Annotated in this window: 20 protein-coding genes, 1 tRNA gene and 1 pseudogene; 15 read left to right on the top strand and 7 right to left on the bottom strand. The window is 57.6% G+C overall.

What is annotated here, in order from left to right; all coding sequences use genetic code 11:
• Positions 1 to 49 precede the first annotated feature (49 nt).
• A complete protein-coding gene (locus HLUCCO03_RS15945) occupies positions 50 to 847 on the bottom strand; it encodes an inositol monophosphatase family protein (protein ID WP_027831828.1) in 798 nt (265 codons plus the stop codon).
• A gap of 185 nt (positions 848 to 1,032) precedes the next feature.
• Here HLUCCO03_RS15945 and trmJ point away from each other — a divergent pair, with 185 nt between their 5' ends.
• The 13 genes from trmJ to der all read left to right on the top strand — a co-directional run bounded on the left by trmJ (position 1,033) and on the right by der (position 13,853).
• Positions 1,033 to 1,887: a tRNA (cytosine(32)/uridine(32)-2'-O)-methyltransferase TrmJ gene (gene trmJ / locus HLUCCO03_RS15950; RefSeq protein WP_081813534.1), complete on the top strand. Its 855-nt coding sequence runs from the start codon at positions 1,033 to 1,035 to the stop codon at positions 1,885 to 1,887.
• The gene (gene cysE, locus HLUCCO03_RS15955; RefSeq protein WP_292016744.1) at positions 1,859 to 2,665 is read left to right on the top strand and encodes a serine O-acetyltransferase; all 807 of its coding nucleotides are present in this window, start codon (positions 1,859 to 1,861) and stop codon (positions 2,663 to 2,665) included. The genes trmJ and cysE overlap by 29 nt, the downstream gene beginning before the upstream one ends.
• Positions 2,666 to 2,742: 77 nt before the next feature.
• On the top strand, positions 2,743 to 3,240 hold the full coding sequence (iscR, locus tag HLUCCO03_RS15960) for a Fe-S cluster assembly transcriptional regulator IscR (RefSeq protein ID WP_027831830.1): 498 nt from the start codon (positions 2,743 to 2,745) through the stop codon (positions 3,238 to 3,240).
• Positions 3,241 to 3,260: 20 nt separating this feature from the next.
• Positions 3,261 to 4,409 (top strand): IscS subfamily cysteine desulfurase, encoded by a 1,149-nt coding sequence (locus HLUCCO03_RS15965; protein ID WP_027831831.1) that lies wholly within the window; start codon positions 3,261 to 3,263, stop codon positions 4,407 to 4,409.
• Between the two features lie 67 nt (positions 4,410 to 4,476).
• The gene (ndk, locus tag HLUCCO03_RS15970; protein ID WP_027831832.1) at positions 4,477 to 4,905 is read left to right on the top strand and encodes a nucleoside-diphosphate kinase; all 429 of its coding nucleotides are present in this window, start codon (positions 4,477 to 4,479) and stop codon (positions 4,903 to 4,905) included.
• 62 nt (positions 4,906 to 4,967) lie between these two features.
• On the top strand, positions 4,968 to 6,080 hold the full coding sequence (gene rlmN / locus HLUCCO03_RS15975) for a 23S rRNA (adenine(2503)-C(2))-methyltransferase RlmN (RefSeq protein WP_027831833.1): 1,113 nt from the start codon (positions 4,968 to 4,970) through the stop codon (positions 6,078 to 6,080).
• Positions 6,081 to 6,168: 88 nt separating this feature from the next.
• Positions 6,169 to 6,933 carry a type IV pilus biogenesis/stability protein PilW gene (gene pilW, locus HLUCCO03_RS15980; RefSeq protein ID WP_036197438.1) on the top strand — a complete coding sequence of 255 codons (765 nt, stop codon included), beginning with the start codon at positions 6,169 to 6,171 and terminating at the stop codon, positions 6,931 to 6,933.
• Positions 6,923 to 8,011 (top strand): RodZ domain-containing protein, encoded by a 1,089-nt coding sequence (locus HLUCCO03_RS15985; RefSeq protein WP_027831835.1) that lies wholly within the window; start codon positions 6,923 to 6,925, stop codon positions 8,009 to 8,011. The genes pilW and HLUCCO03_RS15985 overlap by 11 nt, the downstream gene beginning before the upstream one ends.
• Positions 8,012 to 8,046: 35 nt before the next feature.
• A complete protein-coding gene (gene ispG, locus HLUCCO03_RS15990; protein WP_027831836.1) occupies positions 8,047 to 9,165 on the top strand; it encodes a flavodoxin-dependent (E)-4-hydroxy-3-methylbut-2-enyl-diphosphate synthase in 1,119 nt (372 codons plus the stop codon).
• Positions 9,166 to 9,205: 40 nt separating this feature from the next.
• Entirely contained in the window at positions 9,206 to 10,486 is a 1,281-nt protein-coding gene (gene hisS / locus HLUCCO03_RS15995; protein ID WP_081813536.1) for a histidine--tRNA ligase, read from the top strand.
• 51 nt (positions 10,487 to 10,537) lie between these two features.
• Positions 10,538 to 11,194, top strand: coding sequence for a tetratricopeptide repeat protein (locus tag HLUCCO03_RS16000; RefSeq protein ID WP_027831838.1), 657 nt, complete (start codon positions 10,538 to 10,540; stop codon positions 11,192 to 11,194).
• On the top strand, positions 11,194 to 12,366 hold the full coding sequence (bamB, locus tag HLUCCO03_RS16005) for an outer membrane protein assembly factor BamB (RefSeq protein ID WP_027831839.1): 1,173 nt from the start codon (positions 11,194 to 11,196) through the stop codon (positions 12,364 to 12,366). The genes HLUCCO03_RS16000 and bamB overlap by 1 nt, the downstream gene beginning before the upstream one ends.
• 62 nt (positions 12,367 to 12,428) lie before the next feature.
• A complete protein-coding gene (gene der / locus HLUCCO03_RS16010; RefSeq protein WP_027831840.1) occupies positions 12,429 to 13,853 on the top strand; it encodes a ribosome biogenesis GTPase Der in 1,425 nt (474 codons plus the stop codon).
• A gap of 25 nt (positions 13,854 to 13,878) precedes the next feature.
• On the opposite strand, the gene pta is transcribed toward der, so the two are convergent.
• Genes pta through HLUCCO03_RS16025 form a run of 3 tightly spaced genes read right to left on the bottom strand, consistent with a single transcriptional unit; the run spans position 13,879 to position 19,697 of the window.
• Complete coding sequence (gene pta, locus HLUCCO03_RS16015) at positions 13,879 to 16,032, bottom strand: phosphate acetyltransferase (protein ID WP_027831841.1); 2,154 nt, start codon at positions 16,030 to 16,032, stop codon at positions 13,879 to 13,881.
• A 26-nt stretch (positions 16,033 to 16,058) separates the two neighbouring features.
• A complete protein-coding gene (locus HLUCCO03_RS16020) occupies positions 16,059 to 17,255 on the bottom strand; it encodes an acetate kinase (protein ID WP_027831842.1) in 1,197 nt (398 codons plus the stop codon).
• Positions 17,256 to 17,282: 27 nt separating this feature from the next.
• Complete coding sequence (locus HLUCCO03_RS16025; protein WP_027831843.1) at positions 17,283 to 19,697, bottom strand: EAL domain-containing protein; 2,415 nt, start codon at positions 19,695 to 19,697, stop codon at positions 17,283 to 17,285.
• Between the two features lie 242 nt (positions 19,698 to 19,939).
• Here HLUCCO03_RS16025 and ccoM point away from each other — a divergent pair.
• Positions 19,940 to 20,035: pseudogene (ccoM, locus tag HLUCCO03_RS16030) on the top strand (cytochrome c oxidase subunit CcoM); the annotation flags it as partial.
• A 75-nt stretch (positions 20,036 to 20,110) separates the two neighbouring features.
• Here the strand turns inward: ccoM and HLUCCO03_RS16035 are convergent.
• The 3 genes from HLUCCO03_RS16035 to HLUCCO03_RS16045 form a co-directional block, all read right to left on the bottom strand.
• A tRNA-Glu gene (locus HLUCCO03_RS16035) sits at positions 20,111 to 20,186 on the bottom strand.
• A 117-nt stretch (positions 20,187 to 20,303) separates the two neighbouring features.
• Positions 20,304 to 21,209, bottom strand: coding sequence for a TIGR01777 family oxidoreductase (locus HLUCCO03_RS16040; RefSeq protein ID WP_027831844.1), 906 nt, complete (start codon positions 21,207 to 21,209; stop codon positions 20,304 to 20,306).
• Positions 21,210 to 21,271: 62 nt separating this feature from the next.
• Entirely contained in the window at positions 21,272 to 21,655 is a 384-nt protein-coding gene (locus HLUCCO03_RS16045) for a CbiX/SirB N-terminal domain-containing protein (RefSeq protein WP_027831845.1), read from the bottom strand.
• A 97-nt stretch (positions 21,656 to 21,752) separates the two neighbouring features.
• Between HLUCCO03_RS16045 and HLUCCO03_RS16050 the strand changes: the two genes are divergently transcribed.
• Complete coding sequence (locus tag HLUCCO03_RS16050; protein WP_027831846.1) at positions 21,753 to 22,355, top strand: DUF924 family protein; 603 nt, start codon at positions 21,753 to 21,755, stop codon at positions 22,353 to 22,355.
• The last annotated feature ends 81 nt before the right edge of the window (positions 22,356 to 22,436 follow it).

Consider the following 22,436-nt stretch of genomic DNA (forward strand, 5'->3'; position numbering starts at 1 on the left):
AAAAGCCGCAACCCCGGAAGGTGTTGCGGCTTTTTTGTGCCTGGCGGAATCAGCGCGGCAAACGACCCCGGAACGGATGAAGGACTTTCAGAACTTCACGGAACAGCTTGGGGTTGGCAACAATGAGCTGTTTGGCCTTCTCGGTTGAAGGGTTGCCTGAGAAGTCGCCGGTCAGGGCGCCGGATTCCAGCGCCAGGGTAACGCCGATGGCAAGATCTGCTGGCTCCGGGCGGAATATAACCGCAGCGTCCAGATGGCCGGAAGCAACCCGGGCAATATCCAGTGCAACGCAACCGGCAGTGCGGAACATGCTGCTGTCGCGGGCCAGAAGGGAAGCCATTTCGCCCCACATCAGCGGGTCATCTCCATGGCGGGTCTGGTCCAGCAGATTGCTGACCACGGCCGCGCGGTCGGCGTGCTTGACTTCGCTGGTGCGTACGCGCCGGCTGTTCAGGGCAGCGCCGTGACCACGGCTGGCGGAGTACTCTTCACCGGTGATCGGATTGATCAGCAGCAGATTCTCGGTGCGGTTGTTCTTTTTCTGCAGCAGTGCCAGTGCGAAATCCGGAATGCCACGCAAAAAGTTTTCACGCCCGAGTACGGGAAATATGTGCCAGCTCTTGTCATTGCCGTCGGCGTCCGCTTCGTTAAGCGGTGCGATCACGTGGTCCTTGTAGGCCTTTTCGAGCTGCTCGGAAAAATTGTCGTAAACCGACTGCTCGACGCGCTCCAGTTGCTTGCGGCGGTCTTCGCGGTCGCCATTGGGTTCCTGGCGTTCGAAGTGTGCTTTCAGATAGTCGGACCCCTGACGCGCGACGCGCAGGGCCATTTTAATAGCTGGTTGCATCTGAGTGTTCATTATCCGGGTGTGTGAAGGGCGCATAGCATATCAAAAACTGCCGTTGCTTGTACGTTTTTCGACTCCGCAATGTCACTGATGGCGCTGTATCGGGGCTTTTCCGGAGAGGCAGGGCCGTGGTGAAATCTGCTATCATGCGCGCCTTTGCGGATTTCTGAAGAGATACGAGCGCCATGCACAAGTCAGCGATGCCCCAGGAGGGCACCGACACCTTTGACAACCAGATCAGGATCGTTCTGGTTGAAACCTCTCATTCCGGCAATATCGGAGCCGTTGCGAGGGCGATGAAAAACATGGCGCTGGGTAGTCTCTGGCTGGTCAATCCGGCGTCTTTCCCGGATGAAACGTCTTATGCCCGTGCGGCGGGCGCCTCGGATGTTCTGGATAATGCGCGGGTTGTCGCTTCGCTTGATGAAGCGATTGCCGACTGCGTCTGTGTGATGGGTACCAGTGCCCGTGGCCGCAAGGTACCCTGGCCGGTTATTGCACCTCCGGATGCCGCAGCAAAGGCAGCGGAGCATTCCGGTGCCGGGCCGGTAGCCCTGGTATTCGGCCGCGAGAATCATGGTCTGAGTAACGAGGAGTTGCAGCGCTGCCACTTCCACATCCATATTCCTTCGAATCCTGACTACAGTTCCCTGAATCTTTCCATGGCGGTTCAGGTGATGTGTTATGAATTGCGCATGCATTATCTGCGTGGGCTTGAAGGTGGCGACGGCAGCCCATATCTCAAGCCCATGGCGGCGCCCGGTGACCCGGGCTGGGATGTGCCTCCGGCACCGGTCCGGGATGTCGAGGGTTTCTTCGAGCACCTCGAACAGGTTCTGGTGGACGTTGATTTCCATCGCCGTGAGAAGCCCGGTCTGCTGATGACGCGGTTGCGCCGCCTGTTCCAGAGAGCGAAACTGGATCAGACGGAAATCAGCATTCTTCGGGGCGTCCTGACAGCTGTGCAGAAAACCGCTGGCAGGGACAGCACCGGATCAACAACTTCAAAGGCTGGTTCCACAGCCGGTGAACAGGAATAGGGTTATGTTTCAACGATTAAGGGAAGATGTGAACAGTGTGTTTCATCGCGATCCCGCAGCTCGTAACACCTTTGAGGTTCTGACCAACTACCCGGGCCTTCATGCTCTCCTGTGTCACCGGTTCTCCCACTGGCTGTGGAATCTCGGGCTCAAGTGGCTGGCCCGTACCTTCTCGACGATTGCCCGGTGGCTGACGGGTATCGAGATCCATCCCGGCGCCACCATCGGCCGTCGCTTCTTTATTGATCACGGTATGGGTGTGGTCATTGGGGAAACCACGGTAATTGGCGACGACGTGACGCTTTACCAGGGCGTAACCCTGGGCGGCACCAGCTGGAACAAGGGCAAGCGGCATCCCACGTTGGGCGATGGTGTTGTAGTGGGAGCCGGTGCGAAGATTCTCGGGCCATTCGAGGTTGGGGCCGGCGCGAAAATCGGCTCCAATTCGGTGGTCACCAAGGCGGTTCCGGAGGGGGCTACCGTGGTTGGTATTCCCGGACGTGTGGTGGTCAAACGTAAGGATGAAGACAGCGTTCGCCGCAAGGAAATGGAAGAGCGCATGGGGTTCGATGCCTATGGTGTGACCGAAGAGATGCCGGATCCCGTTGCCCGCGCCATGCGCAGCCTGCTGGATCACATGCATGCGGTAGACGACCGGATCGAGAATATGTGCAAGGCACTCAGGAAGGTGAACAGTGAGTATCAGAACGGAGAACTGCCGCCATTGCACGAGGAGGATTTTGACTGCGTGCGGGACGATGAGCCCACCCAGCGGTGAATACTTGACTGAAATGGTAGGTCAATTCATACTCGGCTCTGTTAAAGCCTAATCAATCCCTGACCGGGGCTGACATTATGAGACTGACTACCAAAGGCCGCTACGCGGTGACGGCTATGCTGGATCTGGCCCTTCACGGGGACCAGGGGCCGGTCAGTCTGGCAGATATTTCTGCCCGGCAGGAGATTTCCCTCTCGTATCTCGAGCAGTTGTTTTCCCGCCTCCGCCGTCACAAGCTGGTGACCAGTATCCGGGGGCCAGGTGGTGGCTACCGGCTGAGCCGCGAACCCGATGCCGTCTTTATCGCGGAGGTCGTGGATGCGGTCAGCGAATCCCTGGATACCACCCGGTGCGGTAACAAGGGTGATTGCCAGAATGGCGAGAAATGCCTGACCCACCATCTGTGGTCTGATCTCAGTGAGCAGATCCATCAGTTTCTGAGCGACATCAGCCTCGGTGACCTGATGAGGAAGCGGGAGATCCAGGTGGTTGCCAGTCGGCAGAACAGGCGCCATTCCGAAGGCGATTCACAGACGATTAACACCGAGCGCCTCACGGATCAGGCGCCGGCCTGAACGAAGTTCCTGAAAATCCTATGAAAAAGCCTGTCTACATGGATTATGCGGCGACAACGCCCGTGGATCCTGTTGTTGCCGAAGAAATGTGCAAATACCTCACGCTCGATGGCGTTTTCGGTAATCCCGCTTCCCGTACCCATGCCTATGGCTGGCAGGCTGAGGCCGCCGTTGAGGGTGCCCGCCGGCAGGTTGCCGGTCTCATTCATGCTGATCCACGGGAAATTGTCTGGACATCCGGCGCCACGGAATCCGATAACCTGGCCATCAAGGGCGCAGTGGCCGGTCGTGACAACCCCCATATTGTGACCTCTGTCGTTGAGCACAAGGCGGTTCTGGATACCTGTAAATGGCTGGAACAGCAGGGTGTCAGTGTTACCTGGCTCAAACCGGGGAGTGATGGGCGTATTGCACCGGATCAGGTGGCAAGCGCACTCCGGGATAATACGGTGCTGGTAAGCCTGATGATGGTGAATAACGAGCTGGGCTGTCAGACTGACGTCGCTGCGATAGGCACCCTGTTGCGCGAGCGCGGCGTGCTCTTTCATGTGGATGCGGCCCAGGCAGCCGGTAAAACCGAAGTGGATGTCAGCACTGCGCCGGTTGATCTGCTTTCCTTGTCTGGCCACAAGGTATATGGCCCGAAAGGTATCGGGGCGCTTTATGTCCGCCGCTCGCCGGATGTGCGGATCGAGGCCCAGATTCACGGTGGCGGTCACGAGCGGGGAATGCGCTCTGGTACCTTGCCAACCCACCAGATCGTGGGCATGGGTAAGGCATTTGAGCTGGCCAGTGAACTGCTTGAGCAGGACAAGGCCTTGCTGGAAGACCTGCGCCATCGCTTTCTGCAAGGGCTTGAAAGCCTTGATGGCGTGGCGCTTAACGGCAGTGACCGGCACCGGGTTCCGGGCATTATCAACCTGTCATTCGACGGAGTGGATGCGGAGTCACTGATGCTGGGGCTGAGGGAGCTGGCAGTTTCATCCGGCTCTGCCTGTGCCTCGGCGACCATCGAGCCGTCATTTGTGCTGAAAGGTATCGGGCTGGATGATGAGCAGGCTCACCGGGCCCTCCGGTTTTCTTTCGGGCGTTTTTCCACACCGGAGGAGGTTGACTTCGCTGCTGCGCAAATCGTTGACGTTGTTACCCGTCTCCGTTCAGTGCGGTAGGCAGTTGCCTCCGGACTGCGTATAATCCCAACCCTGAAATTTTTCTGAACCTGAATGGAGACAGATCATGGCAAATGAGCGCACGCTCTCGATTATCAAGCCCGACGCAGTTGCAAAAAATGTGATCGGTGAGATTTACACCCGTTTTGAAAAGGCAGGCCTGACCATTGTTGCCGCGAAGATGATGCATCTGACCCAGGAGCAGGCGGAAGGTTTCTATGCCGAGCACAGGGAGCGTCCGTTTTTCAATGACCTGGTTGCGTTCATGACATCCGGGCCGGTCGTTGTTCAGGTTCTGGAAGGTGAAGGTGCTATCCTGAAAAACCGTGACCTGATGGGCGCTACCAACCCGAAAGAAGCCGAAGCCGGCACCATCCGCGCCGATTTCGCATCGTCCATCGATGCCAACGCCGTTCACGGTTCAGATTCCGCTGCTTCAGCAGAGCGTGAAATCGCGTACTTTTTCAACGACAGCGAAATCTGCCCGAGGGGCTGAGTTCACTGTCCCGGGCCGGAAGCAGTTCCGGCCCGGATTGGTTATCTGATCGAGGTTATTCAATGACAGCTGTTGCTGAGAAAACCAACCTTCTGGGAATGCCGAAGGCCAAGATGGAGGCTTTCTTCGAATCCCTGGGGGAGAAGCGTTTCCGTGCAACACAGGTGTTGCAGTGGATTCATCAGCGAGGTGCCGATGACTTCGATCAAATGACCAATATGAGCAAGGTGCTGCGGGAAAAGCTGAAGGAAGTGGCCGAGATTCGCGGGCCCGAGGTGGTCTACGATGAGTCGTCAAAGGATGGCACCCGCAAGTGGGTCATGCGCATGGATAACGGCAACAGTGTCGAAACCGTGCTGATTCCCGACGGTGAGCGCGGTACCTTGTGCGTTTCCTCCCAGATTGGCTGCAGCCTGGATTGCACATTCTGTTCAACCGGCAAGCGTGGGTTCAACCGTAATCTGACCGCGGCCGAGATCATCGGCCAGGTTTGGGTGGCCCGCAAGGCATTCATGCCGTTCGAGCCCGGCCCGGATCGTCCGATCACCAATGTGGTGATGATGGGTATGGGAGAGCCGCTGCTGAATTTCGACAACGTGGTCGATGCCATGAACCTGATGATGGAAGACCTGGCCTACGGTATTTCCAAACGGCGGGTTACGGTGAGTACCTCGGGGGTGGTTCCGGCGCTGGATCGGTTGGGGGAAGTTACCGATGTTTCACTGGCCATTTCACTTCATGCCCCCAATGATGAACTGCGTAACCAATTGGTACCGCTGAATAAAAAGTACCCGATTGCGGAATTGCTGGCGGCAACACGGCGCTATCTGGCGCGTCTGCCAGACAAGCGAAAGGCCACCATCGAGTATACGGTGATTGAAGGTGTGAACGACCAGCCGGAGCATGCGCGGGAGCTGGCGGTGGTTTTGCGGGGGCTGCCCTGCAAGATCAACCTGATACCATTCAACCCGTTTCCGGAGAGCGATTTCCGGCGGCCGAGCATGAATGCCACCCGTCGTTTCCAGGCGGTCCTGAACGAGGCAGGCTATATTGCAACCGTAAGGACTACCCGAGGGGATGATATTGATGCCGCTTGCGGACAACTCGTTGGCCGGGTAGAAGACCGGACCAGGAGGAGTCAGCGTTACATACAGGTGCACCAGGTCAGTCCATGAATCCGGGTGAGGCTCTCACCCCCGAATACGAGAGGAATCGCCAACTGTGACATCTGAACCAGTGACTAAGGTACGGGCTGTATTTGCCATGGTATTGCTGGCATTGCTGGTCACAGGCTGTGTGACCAACACCGATAGCCGGTTCGCCCGGGAAGCCGATCGCGACAAGGCGGTCAAGAATTACGTTGAGTTGGCAACGGCTTATATCGGTCAGGACAACACAGATCGGGCGCGGAATCACCTCGACCGTGCCCTGGAACTTGACCCGGACAACCCGGGTGCTCTGGCCGCCATGGGCATGGTGTATCAATCGGAGGGCGAGCCGGAACTGGCAGAGCGATCCTTCAAGGATGCCCTGAGCAGTGATTCGGACTACACCCGTGGGCGGGTCTACTATGGCGCCTTTCTCTACAGTGAACGTCGGTTTGAAGATGCCCGCGACCAGTTCCTCGCTGCGTCCAGAGATACGGGTTACGGTGAAAGGGCATCGGTATTTTTCAATCTCGGGCTTACCGAGGAGCGGGTAGATAATCTTGAGGGCGCAATCAAGGCCTATCGTCGTGCGGTCGAGTTGTCCCGCGGCGACGCCAGGTCGCTGCTCGCGTTATCTCGCACACTGGTAGAGTCGGGTGAATATCAGGCGGCGTCCCGCCACTACAGTCGCCTTATGTCCCTGATGCAGCGGAACAGAAACCTTCGCCATTCACCGGAAAGCCTTTATACCGGAATTCGTATTGCTAACCATTTCGGTGACCGGGATCAGGCATCAAGTCTCGGATTGCAGCTGAAGAACAACTTTCCGAACTCTGTCGAATATCAACAATACAGGGTGATGACGTCAAATGGACAGTGATGACGCACAACAGCCAGTGGTGAGTGAGCCCGCGGGCCGGCAACTCAGGCGCGCGCGGGAGCAGAAGGGGCTGAGTGTCTCGGCTGTGGCTGACGCACAGCACCTGCGACCAGCGGTGATCCATGCCATTGAGGATGGTGACTACGAACAGATTGACAGTGAACTGTTCCTCAAGGGCTATGTCAGAACCTATGCAAAACAGGTGGGTCTTGACGCGGATGCCGTGATTGCAACCCTTGACGAGGAACTTGAACCCCTGCGCCAACAGAAAGCACAGGCGGAAGAGTTGAATCCCCTGGTTGATATTGAACGTCGCAGGCGCCAGAAACGCCGGGTGGCAAAACTTCTCTTTTTTATCCTCATTATTGCCTTTGTGGCGTTCATTGGTCTTCGTTTCCTGGATACCATGGATACCAGTACGACAGATGAGGATGCAGGCAGCGCCGATCCCGCATCCGATATGAGCGAACCAGCGGAGCCAGAACCGGAATCCGGGCAGCAGCAGCCAGAGCCTGACAGTCAATCTTCCGCAGGGAGCAGTGACACTGAAGAACAACCCGAGGTAGCTGCCGGCCAATCCGAAGCTGGTGCGGCGGAGGACGATCTCGCAGAGGATGATTCCTCCAATGCTGGCGTGAGCGAAGCAGAGCCTTCTGCTGATCTGGAAGAGATCCCCCTGGTGACAGCCAGCGAGTCCGGTGAGGCAGACAGATCAACGCCGGAAACAGATTCATCCTCTTCTGATGACCCTGACCCGAGCCGGATACCCGTGGTAACCAGCAACACCGAGCCAGCACTGGAAGAGAGCGCCCAAACCGGCGAGACAGCCAGTAGTGCCCGTCTGGAAATGTCATTCAGCGATGAGTGCTGGGTGCAGGTGACGGACTCTTCGGGTAACCGCCTCGTGGGTTCCCTGCAGCGGGAGGGTGACCGAATCGATGTGTCTGGCAGGGTACCTGTCCAGGTCATCGTGGGCGCGGTTGATGCGATCGAATCCATACGCTTTGACGGGGAGCCGGTAAACATGTCCGGTTTCCGGGTTGTCAATAATCGTGCAGAATTTACGCTGGATATCTGACAGTTACGAACACACTTTCCCCTGGTTAGCAGGCTATGAATCACGAATCTCCGATCAAAAGACGTAAATCCCGCCAGATAATGGTGGGAGATGTTCCGGTAGGTGGCGACGCTCCGATTGCTGTTCAGAGCATGACCAATACCAACACCTGCGACGTGGAAGCAACTGTCGGCCAGATCCGTGCGCTGCAGGAGGCCGGTGCTGACATCGTTCGGGTATCCGTGCCCAGCATGGATGCGGCCGAGGCTTTTGGCAAAATACGCTCATTGGTCTCTCTGCCGCTGGTGGCCGATATCCACTTTGATCACCGGATTGCTCTCAGGGTTGCTGAACTCGGTGTCGACTGCCTGCGGATCAACCCGGGCAATATCGGCCGCGATGACCGTGTCAGTGCCGTGATCAGTGCCGCCCGTGACCGTAACATTCCGATCCGCATCGGGGTGAATGCCGGGTCACTGGAAAAAGCGCTGCAGCGTAAGTACGGTGAGCCGACAGCTGAAGCGCTGGTGGAATCCGCCATGCGCCACATCGACATCCTCGACAAGCATGACTTCCAGGACTTCAAGGTCAGCCTCAAGGCCTCCGAAGTGTTTATGACCGTGGCCGCGTATCGCCAGATTGCCGCGCAGATTGAACAGCCGCTTCATCTGGGAATCACCGAGGCCGGTGGTTTCCGGTCGGGTACCGTCAAGTCGTCCATTGGCCTGGGCATGCTGTTGATGGACGGTATCGGCGACACAATCCGGGTATCGCTGGCAGCGGATCCGGTGCAGGAGATCAAGGTCGGCTTTGATATCCTCAAGAGCCTTCGTCTGCGCAGTCGCGGCATCAATTTCGTTGCCTGCCCCAGCTGCTCTCGCCAGAATTTCGATGTTATCCAGACCATGAATGATCTGGAGGCCCGGCTGGAAGATGTGAACGAATCACTGGATGTGGCCATTATCGGCTGTATCGTTAACGGGCCGGGTGAGGCCAAGGTGGCTGATCTCGGGCTGACCGGCGGCAGCCCGAAAAACCTGTTCTACATGTCCGGCAAGCCCAACCAGAAACTCGATAATGCCAATCTGACCGACGACCTGGAGCGATTGATCCGCGAGGAAGTTGCCCGTCGCAAGGAAAAGGAAGACGCGATCATTACCCGCTCGACAGACTGAGTGCAGATCGCCAAATCACTGAAACAGATAAGGTAGTAACTTGGCTAAGATCCAGGCAATTCGCGGGATGAACGACATCCTGCCAGAACAGACGCCGGTTTGGCAGTTTGTGGAAGACACGGTGAGGCGGGTACTCTCGCAATACGGTTACCAGGAAATCCGCATGCCGGTGGTCGAACAGACCGACCTGTTCAAACGCTCGATCGGTGAAGTGACGGATATCGTCGAGAAGGAAATGTATACCTTCGAGGATCGCAATGGCGACAGCCTGACCCTGCGTCCGGAAGGTACTGCGGGCTGTGTCCGCGCCGCGGAAGAGCATGGCCTGCTTTTCAACCAGACCCGTCGCCTGTGGTATACCGGGCCGATGTTCCGTCACGAGCGCCCACAGAAGGGCCGCTATCGTCAGTTCCATCAGATTGGCGTGGAATGTTTTGGCATGGCCGGGCCGGATATTGACGCGGAACTGCTGATTCTGACCGCCCGGCTCTGGCGTGAGCTCGGGCTGGGAGAGCATACCCGGCTGGAGATCAACTCCATTGGCACATCCGCCGCCCGGCGTGAATACCGGGAAGCCCTGGTGGCCTACCTATCCGATTATCGCGATCAACTGGACGACGACAGCCAGCGCCGCCTGTCCTCCAACCCATTGCGGATTCTGGACAGCAAGAATCCCGCGACTCAGCAACTGCTGGAGGATGCTCCCAGTCTGGACGATTACCTGGACCAGGAATCTGTGGAGCACTTCCGGACACTTCGCGCGCTGCTGGACGCGGCCGGTGTCGCGTACACTGTCAATCCGCGACTGGTGCGCGGGCTTGATTACTATGGCAAAACCGTATTCGAGTGGATTACCGACAGTCTCGGCGCACAGGGAACCGTATGTGCCGGTGGCCGTTACGACGGGCTGGTAGAGCAGCTCGGTGGCAAGCCCACCTTTGCCGTGGGCTTTGCCCTGGGCCTTGAGCGGCTGATTCTGCTGCTGGAGACTCTTGATCTTGTTCCCTCCAGTGCCAACGGCAATGTGGATGTGTATGTGACGGCCATGGGCGATGCAGCGGTGGCACCCGCGCTGGCACTGGGTGAAACTCTGCGTTCGGCCTTGCCCGAAGCCCGGATCATGGTTCATTGTGGCGGCGGCAGCTTCAAGAGCCAGATGAAAAAGGCAGACCGTAGTGGGGCCCGGTACGCCGTGATCCTGGGTGAGAACGAACTGGCAAACGGCACGGCCGCATTGAAACCTCTGCGGTCTGATGAACCCCAACAGGAGATTGCCCAAGCTGAACTTGCGGGCGCACTGGAAAATTTGCTGGCCCGCTGATGGCGGGTCGACGGGCGACAGGCACAAATATCATTTATTACAGGAGTCACCATGGCTGAAATTCGTACTGAGGAAGAAACGGTCCAGGCAATAAAGGACTGGTGGAAGAAAAACGGCAGCTCCCTCCTGATCGGTATTGCGGCGGCACTGGCCATCGTATTCGGCTGGCAGGCCTGGCAGAACCATCAGACGCAGCAACGGACAGAAGCTGCCTCCCAGTTTGCCGACCTGATTAACGCCTACAGCGATGAGAGTGACGAGAACCGTGCCGAAACCGTGGCCTACATAGCGGAGACTCTGCGGGATGAATACAGCGACAGTGCCTTCGCCATCTACGGCATGCTGATGCTGGCCCGGCAACAGATCATGGATCAGGATGATGCCGGGGCGGCCATAGAATCCCTGACCTGGGCCCGGGACAAAGCGGACGAATCCGGCCCGCTGGCGCTGGTCATCCGTAACCGGCTGGCGCGTGCCCAGTTTGCGGCAGAGCAGTATGACGAGGCCCTGAGCACCCTTGAGAGTGTGGACGATGCCGGCAGTTTCAGTGCCGTATTCACCGAGCTGAAAGGGGATATTCTGCTTGCTCAGGGAGATCGTGAAGGTGCACGGGATGCCTACCTGGCAGCCCGTGAACAGACTCAGCAGGGCCGTAGCGGCATTCTTGAACTGAAGCTGTCGGATCTCGGCGTAGGGGAGGGTGCCTGATGCCCATTTTGTCTTTCGGGCAGATACGTTGCGTTCCACTGGCTGGCCTGCTGGTTCTGGCGTTGCTGGCCGGTTGCAGCTCCACGGATACCTTTGAACAGCCCGCGCCGGTTCCGGAGATTTCCGCGAATGTCGAGCTGAAGAACGTGTGGACCATGAACGTCGGTGATGGCCATGATGACAATTTCATCTATCTGGCGCCGCTGAATGCCGGTAATACGATCTATGCCGCATCGGCCGACGGTGAGATCTGGGCTGTTGATCCTGAAAATGGAGAGGTGGCCTGGTATCAGGACCTTGAAGAGGACATCAGCGCCGGCATAGGTGGTGATCAGGGTAACCTATACCTTGTCACCCGCGATGCCCAGCTAAAAGCACTGTCTCGGCAGGACGGCACCGAGCTCTGGGAGCAGTCACTGCCAAACGAAGCGCTGGCCTCACCCCAGTCAAATGGTCGTCTTACGGTGGTTCAGACCATTGACGGTAAGGTGTTGGCATTCAATACCAGTGACGGCGAGAAGGTCTGGCAGTACGACAGCGATGTACCTGTGCTTTCCATGCGGGCTGCCGCGTCGCCGCTTGTTGGCGCCGACCTGGTTCTGGCGTCACTGGCGAACGGCAAACTGATGGCCATCTCCACGGAGACCGGACAGCCAGTGTGGCAATATGACGTCGGTCAGCCCCAGGGGCGGACCGAGCTGGAAAGGCTGGTGGACGTTGCCGGAGAACCACTGATTCTGGAAAGCGCGGCCATGGTGGTTGGCTATCAGGGCAAACTGGCCCTGGTTGACCTGCAGAGCGGCCAGGAAATCTGGAGCCGCAAGGCCTCCAGCCTGCAGTCACCCATGATTGGTGGCGGTAAAATTTTCATTGCCGGTGCCAATGGCGACATTACCGCGTACCGGGGCAACGACCGGCGTGAACTGTGGGTTCAGGACAAGTTGTCCTGGCGCCAGCCTACCCAGCCAATCGTCTTCGATGATTACCTGCTGGTTGGTGACTACGAGGGCTATATTCACATGTTATCACTGGAAGACGGCAGCCTTCAGGGTCAACTGGAATTTGACGACGAGGGTTTGAGGGTGCCTTTCCAGCGGTTGCAGAACGGAAACCTTCTGGTTTACGGCAATAGCGGTAAAATGTCTGTTCTTGAAATCCGGGAGCGCGACTGAGCGCTCCTTTCCGGCCATCTCGCTGTGAAGCGCTGGCCCTGTTCACTGTGTAGCGAAAGATTATGACCCCTGTAATTGCACTTGTCGGGCGTCCCAACGTTGGCAAGTCGACACTGTTTAACCAGATGACGCGATCCCGGGATGCGCTTGTTGCGGATTTCCCCGGTCTGACCCGCGACCGTAAATACGGTGAGGGCAATTACGAGGGCCAGCGGTTTATTGTCATCGACACCGGCGGCCTCACGGGGGGCGAGGAAGGTCTTGATGCTGAAATGGCCCGTCAGTCCATGCAGGCGGTTGAAGAGGCCGACATCGTGCTGTTCCTGGTGGACGGCAAGGCCGGCCTGAATGGTGGTGACGAGCTTATCGCAGACCATTTGCGCAAAACCGGTAAACGGGCACACCTGGTGGTCAACAAGACCGACGGGCAGGACCCGGATATTGCGGCCTCGGATTTCCACGGACTCGGTTTCCAGTCAACCTTCCTGATTGCTGCGTCCCACAACCGGGGCATTCGCTCGATGCTGGAGGAGCTGTTGCCCTCGGAGGAGGAGCGGGAAGCCCAGGACAGGGCGGATCGTTACCCCGGTATCCGGATCGGTATCGTCGGGCGCCCGAATGTGGGCAAATCCACGCTGGTCAACCGCATGCTGGGTGAGGACCGGGTTGTGGTGTTCGACATGCCCGGTACCACCAGGGACAGCGTTTACATCCCTTACGAGCGTATGGATCGTCAGTACACGCTCATTGATACGGCGGGTGTGCGCCGTCGCAAGAACGTCAGCGAAACGGTTGAGAAGTTCTCCATCATCAAGACGCTGCAGGCGATTGACGATGCCCATGTGGTCATTCTGGTTATCGATGCCCGGGAAGGGCTGGTGGACCAGGATCTTCACCTGATCGGCTTCGTGCTGGATGCGGGCCGTTCCCTGGTCATTGCCATCAACAAATGGGATGGCATGGACCCCGAAGACAAGGCACGGGTGAAAGAACAGGTTCAACGTCGCCTGGACTTCCTCGATTACGCCGACAAGCATTATATTTCGGCACTTCATGGCTCCGGCGTTGGCGTCATGTACGATTCGGTTCATGACTGTTACGAATCCGCCATGGCAAAATGGCCGACGAATCGCCTCACGGCCATCCTTCAGGATGCCACTGCGCAGCATCAGCCTCCCCTGGTGCAGGGGCGGCGTATCAAGCTCCGTTATGCCCATCAGGGTGGCTCCAACCCTCCGGTCATTGTGGTGCACGGTAACCAGACGGATGCCTTGCCGGGAGCCTACAAGCGTTACCTGGAGAATACGTTCCGCAAGGTACTGAAGGTAAACGGCTCACCCATTCGTTTTGAGTTCCGCTCCAGTGAGAACCCGTTCGCCAACAAGGTGAGCCGCCTGACACCCCGCCAGAAGGTAAAGCAGGACAACGACCTGAAAAAAGGCCGGCCGGTGAAGAAGAAAGCGAGAATGAAGAGCAAGAAACGCTGATCCTGCCGTGGGCAGGGCTGATCGGTCAGATCAGCCCTGCGTCCTCAACCTGTTTGGCCTGTACCGCGGTAATGGCAATGGTAAAGACGATGTCTTCCACCAGTGCACCCCGGGAAAGATCATTGACCGGTTTTCTCAGGCCCTGGAGCATGGGGCCAATACTGACCACGTTGGCGCTCCGCTGAACCGCCTTGTACGTGGTGTTGCCGGTATTCAGGTCGGGGAAGATAAATACCGTGGCCTTGCCGGCAACCTTGCTGTCCGGCGCCTTGCTTCTGGCGACACTCTCTATGGCGGCGGCATCGTATTGCAGGGGGCCGTCGATCAGCAGGTCAGGGCGCCTTTCCCGGGCGATTCTGGTGGCCTCCCTTACCTTATCCACGTCCTTGCCACTGCCGGATTTGCCGGTGCTGTAACTGATCATTGCCACCACCGGTTCAATACCGAAAGCCTCTGCTGAACCGGCGCTCTGGATGGCTATGTCCGCCAACTCCTCCGCGTTCGGATCCGGATTGATGGCGCAATCACCATAGACGACCACCTGCTGTGGCAACAGCATAAAGAAGACCGAGGACACCACTTTTGCGTGGTCGTGGGTCTTGATCAGCTGCATTGCCGGCCGAACCGTATTGGCGGTCGTGTGTATTGCACCGGACACCAGCCCGTCGGCCCTGTCTTCGGCCACCATCATGGTTCCGAGCACCACGTTATCCTCCAGCATGGCTTCGGCCATGTCTGGGGTCAGGCCCTTGTGCTTCCTGAGCCTGACCATGGGCTCAACATAGTCCCCGCGAACCTCGGACGGGTCAACCACCTCCATGTCATCAGGTAAATCGAGGCCCTGGGAACGGGCCACGTTGGCGATATCATTACGGTCACCGAGCATGATGCAGTGCGCCAGCTTGCGTTGATGGCAGATGATCGCTGCCTGTACCGTGCGAGGCTCATTACCTTCAGGCAGCACGATGCGTTTGGCCGCTGCCCTGGCTCGCTCCGACAGCAAATAGCGGAAGGCGGGTGGCGATAACCGGCTCTGGCGCTCCACTTTCAGGTGTTCCCTGAGCCATTCGGCGTCGATGCGGGTTGCCACTGCCTCCATGGCCTTTTCGATCCGCCCGGGATCATCAACCGGGATCGCCGGTGACAGGTTGGCTAACCGGTGGGCCGTTTCATAGGTATTGGTCTCGGCTTTCATCACCGGCAGTCCGGTTTCCAGGGCCCGGCGACACAGATCAATCACCCGGTCGTCGGGCATCAGTCCCCCGGTGAGCATCAGGCCGGCCAGGGGCACGCCATTGAGTGCGGCTACCGCGGTGGTCACAATGATGTCTTCGCGGTCTCCCGGTGTGACCATGAGTGTGCCCGGTCGCAGCGTATCCACCATATTGCGGATGGTGCGGGCGCTGACAGTTACCTTCTGAACCCGCCGGCTGTGCATCTCGCCCTCATGAAGTACCTCGCACTTCATTTCGCGGACAATATCGGACACCCGTGACGCCAGAAGCTCCGGTTGCCACGGAATGGTCGCCAGCAGCCGATAGCGACCCTGGCTGAATACCCTGCAGGCCTGGCCATAATCTATCGTTTCTTCAGTGGCCCGGGAGTTTACCCTGGGGGTAAATCCCGACTGTTCGGGTTCGCCCACTTTGTTGAGGACCACGCCGATCACTTCCGGGTCAGAGGGGCTCGAGAACAACCTGGCATAGAATTCCAGTTCTTCGTCGAGGGTTTGCGGGTCTGTGTTGCCGGGAGTGCTGACCAGAATCACTTCGGAGCCCAGGTTGCGGGCCACTTCCACGTTCAGTCTTGCGATATAGGCTTCACTCCGGTCCGGCACCAGACCTTCGATGATGACAACATCAACGGTATTGGCCACCTTCTGGTATTCACCAACGATGGTTTCAAGCAGTTGGTCGGCCTTGCCGGTATTGAGGAGTTTCTGGGCCTCCTTCAGGTTCATGGGCTCGGGTGGTTCAAGATGACTGCGGGCACGAACGAATGCAACCGACGTGTCTTCGCCACCATTATGATGGGCCTCGCCCTGATGGACGGACTGGCGGAATGGTTTGTAAAATCCGACGCTGACGCCCACCCGTTCGAGGGCGCGGAGCAGCCCCAGGCAGACAGAGGTCAGCCCCGAATTCAGGGATGTGGGCGCAATGTAGAGATTCTTGGCCATTAAAGGCTCCGTGGAGTGGTTCGTGTTTAATCGGCGATTCCGGGTCCTGCCGCCGCCAGGGCTTCCCTGGCTATTACAAGTTCCTCGTTGGTGGGTATGACCAGAACGCGAAACTGGCTGTCAGCTCCTTCGATCTGACCGTCGCTGATGCTGCCGTGCTGGTCGTTCAGTTCGTCGTCGATGGTGAATCCGAACAGTGTCAGGTGCGCCAGGGTTTTCCTGCGAACCAGACTGCTGTTCTCGCCAATGCCGCCTGTGAATACAAGTGCATCAAGCTGAGTCAGAGACGCCATCATGGCGCCAATGTAGCGGGCGAGCCGGAAGCAGAAAACATCAATGGCTGTCTGAGAAGGTTCGTGGCCGTGATCCGCCAGTTCGCAGAGGGTGCGCATATCGTTGGTCTGGCCAGACAACCCGAGCAGGCCACTGTCATTGTTCAGGAGCCGGTGAACTTCCTGTGACGCCATCCCTTTGACGGAGAGGAAATCAAACAGTCCCGGGTCCACATCGCCACTGCGTGTTCCCATCACAAGGCCTTCCAGGGGAGTGAGTCCCATACTGGTGTCCACACTGATTCCGTCACGGATGGCCGTTATGCTGCAGCCATTTCCGAGATGCGCTGAAATGATGGAAGTTGTGGCCTGTGTTTTACCCAGAATCCGGGCGGACTCGTTTACCATGAACTGGTGGCTGGTACCGTGAAAACCGTAACGCCGGACACCCCAGTCTCTGTATAACTGAAGCGGAACAGCGTAGAGATAGGCTTTACGGGGCAAGGTCTGATGAAAGGCCGTGTCGAACACGGCCGCCTGGGGAACTCCGGGGAACAGGGCAGTCGTGGCCTCGATACCAGCCAGGTTAACCGGGTTATGAAGTGGCGCCAGGTCCGCGCAGTCTTTGATGGCAGCCAGCACATTGTCGTTGATCAGCGCTGCCTTGCGAAAGGTTTCACCGCCATGGACAACCCGATGCCCGATGGCGGCGGGTACATCATCGAGCAATCCGCAGCCCTGCAGTGCGCTGGTCAGTGCATTCAGCGCCTCTTTGTGGCCCGCCCCGGCCGGCAGGCGGACAGGCTCCTGTCGTCCTTGCAGGGTGGCGAAGGCATCGTCTTTGCCAAGCCGTTCAGCAAGGCCACTGGCCAGCTTGTTCAGCTGCTGGTCAAACAGGGCAATCTTGAGGGATGAGCTGCCACAATTGATGACAAGTATCGTTCCGTCCATTATGAACCCGTTCTAATCGGTGGTGTGTCAGCGGACGCGATGGTTGGTTCTGAGCCATTCATGGAAGGCATCTTCGGGAAGCGGGCGGCTGTAGAAGTATCCCTGGGAAAAGTCGCAGCCCTCCTGCTTCAGGAAGTGGGTCTGTGCCTCTTCCTCGACGCCCTCTGCAATCACCCTCAAGCCAAGGCTATGGGCCATATTGATGATGGCTTTCACCAGGGATGCATCGTCCTTCTCTTTTATGACGTCCTGAATAAAGGATTTGTCGATCTTCAGGGTATCAAAGGGATAGCTCTTCAGGTAGCTGAGTGCGGAGTAACCGGTACCGAAATCATCCACCGACAGGCGGATGCCGGATTGATCCAGTTGCCGGAGTATATCGGCTGTTTCGATGGTGTTGTCCAGTATCAGGCGCTCGGTAATCTCCAGCTCCAGTTGCTGGGGCTCCAGCCCACTGGTTTCCAGGGCGTTCATCACGGTGTAGATAAACCCCGGGTCCCGGAACTGGCGGGGCGAGACATTCACTGAGATGCCAATGCTGGTGCCCGTGGTTTCCTTCCAGCGCATGGCCGCAAGGCAGGCTTCCTGGAGAACCCACTCACCAATGGGGGTGATCAGTCCTGTTTCCTCTGCAAGGGGAATAAACCGATCCGGCATCACCATGCCCAGGCCTGGATTGTTCCAGCGCAGAAGGGCCTCCGCCGAGCAGAGCTCACCGGAATCAGTATGCACAATCGGCTGGTAATAGAGTTCAAATTCGTTCTGTTCCAGGGCCCGGCGCATCAGTGACTCCATCTGCAGCCGTTCGTGTGACACTTCCGTCATCTCCGGCGCAAAGTGTGCATAGGAGCTCTTGCCCTTGTGCTTGGCCTGGTACATGGCAGCGTCGGCATGTTGGAGCAGGGTGCCGCTGTTATCCGAGTCATTGGGGAAAATCGCGATGCCGATACTGGTGGTAACAAACACTTCCTGGCCGTTGAGCAGGTAGGGGGGCGCAAAGGTCTTGAGGATTCGCTCCGCTACCTGGGAGGTGGCTTCCGGCCCGGTCAGGCCAGGCAGTATGACGAGAAACTCGTCGCCCCCCAGCCGGGCTACCGTGCTGGTGCCACGCAGACAGCTTGATATGCGCCTGGCGGCCTCGATCAGGAGGTTGTCGCCTGCATCGTGGCCGAGGGTATCGTTAATGTGCTTGAAGTTGTCGAGATCCAGGAACATGACACCCACCAGGGAGCTTTCCCGCCGGGCCTGGGCAAGGGCCAGTTTCAGCCGGTCAAGCGCCAGCATCCGGTTGGGGAGCCCGGTGAGAATGTCGTAGTTGGCCTGCCGCAGCAGCTGTTGCTCATAGCGTTTGCGGATACTGATGTCCTCGCCGAGGATCAGATAGCCGGTTGCCTCACCATTGGAGTTCTTTATGGGCGTGACGATGAGCTGTTCCCAGAATCGCTCACCGTTCCTCCGGATGCTGTTGATTTCACCCTGCCAGACGCCAACACGCTGCACCTGGAGGCGGATGGACTGCCACAGTTGCCGGTTTTCCCGGTGGGCGTGGGCGTCTTCGGAGAGCACGCCCGGGTGTTTGCCGATAATGGCATCGGCGTCATAGCCGGTGAGCTGCGTAAACTTGTGGTTTGCAAACTCGATGCGCCACTGGCGGTCGCAGATAAGAACGGACGAGGGGCTCTGCTCGATTGCTTTGGAGAATTTGCGGATTTCCTCGGCGTCCCGCTCCTGGCGCTCCAGATCGTCATTGAGCCTCTGCCGCATCTGATTGATGGCGTCCGTGACCTGGGCCAGCTCATCGTTGGCGTATAAAGCGGTGTCCGGGCGGTCCAGCCGCAGTGGCCGGGAAAGGTTGGCAAGGGAGAAGTTGCGGGCATAGTTGGCCATGGTGCTGAGATGGCGGGCCACGAAATACTGAAAAATCCAGATAATCAGTATTGATACAAAGAAGGTTTTGAAGAACTGGGTCGTCAGCACCACCACAACTTTCTGCCGCATATCGGAATACACCCGTCTCAGATCGGCGGTCACTGTCAGCTGGCCCAGGGTGAACATCTCGTCGCCCTGGTGGGTCAGATCGAAGGAATGACTGGTGGTCTTTGTATCCCGGGGAATCTCGCCCATGACAAGTTCCGAATCCGGCTCGATCTTGAGCCGGATATGGACAATATCCGGAAGGCTCAGAATGCCTTCCAGCTGGGTCTGGAGCAGTTTCTGGTCCAGCGCCCACAGGCTTCGCGCCAGGCTGGAGGTATAGCCGGTTTCGATGACCTGCATACGCCGGTCAATCTGGGACAGGTCTTTTCGGTAGTCGGAGTAGATCTGGGCAGCTGACGAAATCAGCGTAAACACCGAACTGAACAGCAGGATATACGCGAGTAGCCGGAAGGACAGCGGGGACCCGGTTCGAAATCGTTGCAGGCGAGTCAGCAGTTTTTGCATGTCCTTATACTTCGGCCGCGCAAGGAGGTTTGGTAACAATTGGTCCGTTTACGTTCTCAGGACTATAGCAGCTGTTTCTTGCAAATGCTTTGCAAATACAGGAATTACCGAGAGAAATGTGGCGCGGTTCAGAATTCTGGCAGCCAGCGAGCCGTCATCGTCGTTGACGCAGATCAATATGCTGTCGGGGTGGTGGGCGTAATCTGGATACAGTTAATCAGGATTGTCCGGAGGAGTTGGCCATGTATACCGATGCAGTTGTTATTGCAGGAATTGTAACCGTATTACTGATGGTGGGTTTTTTTGTCGGCGTCGGAGTATTCGTTCTCAAGGACGCAAAGCATCAGCTGGGGGATCACGGGAGGCATTCAGAAGCATCAGCTCGTGATGGGCACAAGCGCTAGATGAGAAGTTGGCGTCCCCTAGGGGGTTCGAACCCCTGTTGCCGCCGTGAAAGGGCGGAGTCCTAGGCCACTAGACGAAGGGGACGCATCGCTTCAAAACCTTGCCTCGTCGAGGTGGCGCGTATATTAAGTAAGGATATGCGGGCTGTCAAACGGTTTTTGGAAAAAATACCAGTTTACCCCAAGGGGTTAACGGTTTACCTCAGTATCTGGTCGCATCTGCAAGGGCCGGGCCGAGATTCGCAAACCGGAAACGGAAGCCTTCTGCCTCAAGGCGTTCGGGTATGGCCATTTGTCCGGTCAGCAGCAGCCGTGACATTTCGCCCAGCGCAACCTTGAGGACCGGCGCAGGGGCCGGGAAGATGGCGGGCCGGCCAAGAACGCCTGCCAGGCATTTGGTGAACTGCCGGTTGGTAACCGGGTTGGGGCTGACAACATTGTAGGCTCCGCGTGCGGTGTCGGTGTTCATCATCCACACCAGGGCGGCAACCACATCGTCACGATGCACCCACGGCATGTACTGGTGGCCGTTGCCAAGACGCCCGCCAAGTCCGAGCTTGAAAGGCAGTAACATGCGTTGAAGGAATCCTCCACCTGGCCCGGCCACAACACCGGTGCGGGACAGGCAAACCCGCACACCTGCAGGCTCCAGTCTCAGGGCAGCCTGTTCCCAGTCGCTGCACAAACGGTGGCTAAATTCATCGTGGGGCGGTGTATCCTCGGTGACGCGGTGGCTGCCCTGATCACCGTAAAAGCCAACAGCCGAACCCGACACCAGAACAGCCGGAAGTGTCTTCCAGCTCCTGATAACGTCCACGAGCTGGTTGGTAAGGTCAATACGGCTGTCTCGCAGTTCCTGCTTGCGGTTTTCGGACCATCGCTTGTCGGCAATCCCTTCCCCTGCAAGGTTGATCACGGCATCGAACCCTCCTTGGTCTCTGAGCTGTTCCAGCTCGTTCACCGATTCCACCCGTCCACACAGTGACTGAACATTGGCTGCCGGCTGCCGGCTCAGAATCGTGAGCTCATGACCGTCGGCAATCAGTGTCTGGCAGAGCAACTGGCCAATAAAACCGGTGCCTCCGGTAACCAGAATCCGTTTTTCCATTACCATCCACTCCTTTTGTCTTGCCATGCTAATCGTTCAGGGGGCAATCCGGTTGTTGATCATCATGCCGGGTGTTTGTGGCGTTCAAGTTCCTGGTTAACAACATCACGAATCGCATTGCCCAGTTGCGGATTCTCGCCGATCGGGGGTGCCAGGGTAATGGTGACACCATGAGTGGCTTGAAGCTCTTCGATCATTCCCGGTACGTCTTTTCTCAGGTGACGGCCTGCCGCCAGGAAAAGCGGAATGATGGTATAGGCGGTAATGCCTTCCTTCTTGCCCTTTGAGATAATGGTATCGAGTGAAGGTTCTGCCAGTTCCATGTAGGCAATGCGGGAGCCGGCCACAGACTCAAGGGTTGGTGTCGCGAGTTTTTCAAAGGTCTGGCACCAGCGCTGGTCACTGCTTCCGTGGGCAAGAAGGATGATTCTGGGGTCGTCAGTCATAATGTCTCCTGGTATGACCAAAAGCCGGTTGGTTATCGTAAAGTGTAGCAGTGCCGGCACCAATGCCGGCCTGTGGTAATGCAACAGGGTAAACCATATGTTCGATTGGAAAGAGATTCTGGATTTCTGGTTTGGTGAACTGGATGAACACGGGTTGCCGGACAGTGAGCACCGCAATCGCTGGTTCCGTTCTTCCCGGGCCTTTGATCAGGAGATTCGCCGGCGTTTTATTTCCATGGTGCTGTTTGCCTCGGAAGACGGATTGCGGCACTGGCGAAGCATACCGGGCGGTGCTCTGGCCGAGATTATTCTGCTGGATCAGTTCACTCGCAACATTCACCGGGGCGGGGCACTGGCGTTCGACAATGACAAGCTTGCCATCCGGCTGTGCAAGGCAGCCATGCGCAATGGTCATGACATGGCATTGCCCGCGGTTCAGCGCGCGTTTCTTTACATGCCCCTGCAGCATTCGGAAAAAATGGAAGACCAGAATCTTTCCGTGGATTGCTACGAGCAGCTGGCGACGGCAACAAACGGCATAGCCGGCGATTTCATGGGAAGTTTCCTTCAGTCTGCCAGGGACCACCAGGAGATTATCCGGACCTTTGGCCGTTTTCCACACCGCAACCGGGCGTTAAAGAGACAGTCCACTGCCGAAGAGGAAGCCTACCTGGAGACAGGTAAGCGTTTCGGACAGTAATCCGCTGCCGGCAGTCGTCGCAAAAAACCGAAGTGCCAAGCCCATCAATGTTTCACCGCGCCCGATACGGCAGAATTTGCA

Source organism: Marinobacter sp. HL-58 (assembly GCF_001314605.1).
Classification (GTDB): Bacteria; Pseudomonadota; Gammaproteobacteria; order Pseudomonadales; family Oleiphilaceae; genus Marinobacter.

Bases quoted from the DNA above. Each gene is read 5' to 3' on its own strand.
- ndk (WP_027831832.1), top strand. From the start codon at position 4,477: ATGGCAAATGAGCGCACGCTCTCGATTATCAAGCCCGACGCAGTTGCA.
- HLUCCO03_RS15985 (WP_027831835.1), top strand. From the start codon at position 6,923: ATGGACAGTGATGACGCACAACAGCCAGTGGTGAGTGAGCCCGCGGGC.
- der (WP_027831840.1), top strand. From the start codon at position 12,429: ATGACCCCTGTAATTGCACTTGTCGGGCGTCCCAACGTTGGCAAGTCG.
- HLUCCO03_RS16040 (WP_027831844.1), bottom strand. From the start codon at position 21,209: ATGGAAAAACGGATTCTGGTTACCGGAGGCACCGGTTTTATTGGCCAG.
- trmJ (WP_081813534.1), top strand. From the start codon at position 1,033: ATGCACAAGTCAGCGATGCCCCAGGAGGGCACCGACACCTTTGACAAC.
- ispG (WP_027831836.1), top strand. From the start codon at position 8,047: ATGAATCACGAATCTCCGATCAAAAGACGTAAATCCCGCCAGATAATG.
- HLUCCO03_RS16045 (WP_027831845.1), bottom strand. From the start codon at position 21,655: ATGACTGACGACCCCAGAATCATCCTTCTTGCCCACGGAAGCAGTGAC.
- iscR (WP_027831830.1), top strand. From the start codon at position 2,743: ATGAGACTGACTACCAAAGGCCGCTACGCGGTGACGGCTATGCTGGAT.
- rlmN (WP_027831833.1), top strand. From the start codon at position 4,968: ATGACAGCTGTTGCTGAGAAAACCAACCTTCTGGGAATGCCGAAGGCC.
- HLUCCO03_RS15945 (WP_027831828.1), bottom strand. From the start codon at position 847: ATGCAACCAGCTATTAAAATGGCCCTGCGCGTCGCGCGTCAGGGGTCC.
- HLUCCO03_RS16020 (WP_027831842.1), bottom strand. From the start codon at position 17,255: ATGGACGGAACGATACTTGTCATCAATTGTGGCAGCTCATCCCTCAAG.
- bamB (WP_027831839.1), top strand. From the start codon at position 11,194: ATGCCCATTTTGTCTTTCGGGCAGATACGTTGCGTTCCACTGGCTGGC.
- HLUCCO03_RS15965 (WP_027831831.1), top strand. From the start codon at position 3,261: ATGAAAAAGCCTGTCTACATGGATTATGCGGCGACAACGCCCGTGGAT.
- pta (WP_027831841.1), bottom strand. From the start codon at position 16,032: ATGGCCAAGAATCTCTACATTGCGCCCACATCCCTGAATTCGGGGCTG.
- pilW (WP_036197438.1), top strand. From the start codon at position 6,169: ATGGTATTGCTGGCATTGCTGGTCACAGGCTGTGTGACCAACACCGAT.
- HLUCCO03_RS16000 (WP_027831838.1), top strand. From the start codon at position 10,538: ATGGCTGAAATTCGTACTGAGGAAGAAACGGTCCAGGCAATAAAGGAC.
- HLUCCO03_RS16025 (WP_027831843.1), bottom strand. From the start codon at position 19,697: ATGCAAAAACTGCTGACTCGCCTGCAACGATTTCGAACCGGGTCCCCG.
- HLUCCO03_RS16050 (WP_027831846.1), top strand. From the start codon at position 21,753: ATGTTCGATTGGAAAGAGATTCTGGATTTCTGGTTTGGTGAACTGGAT.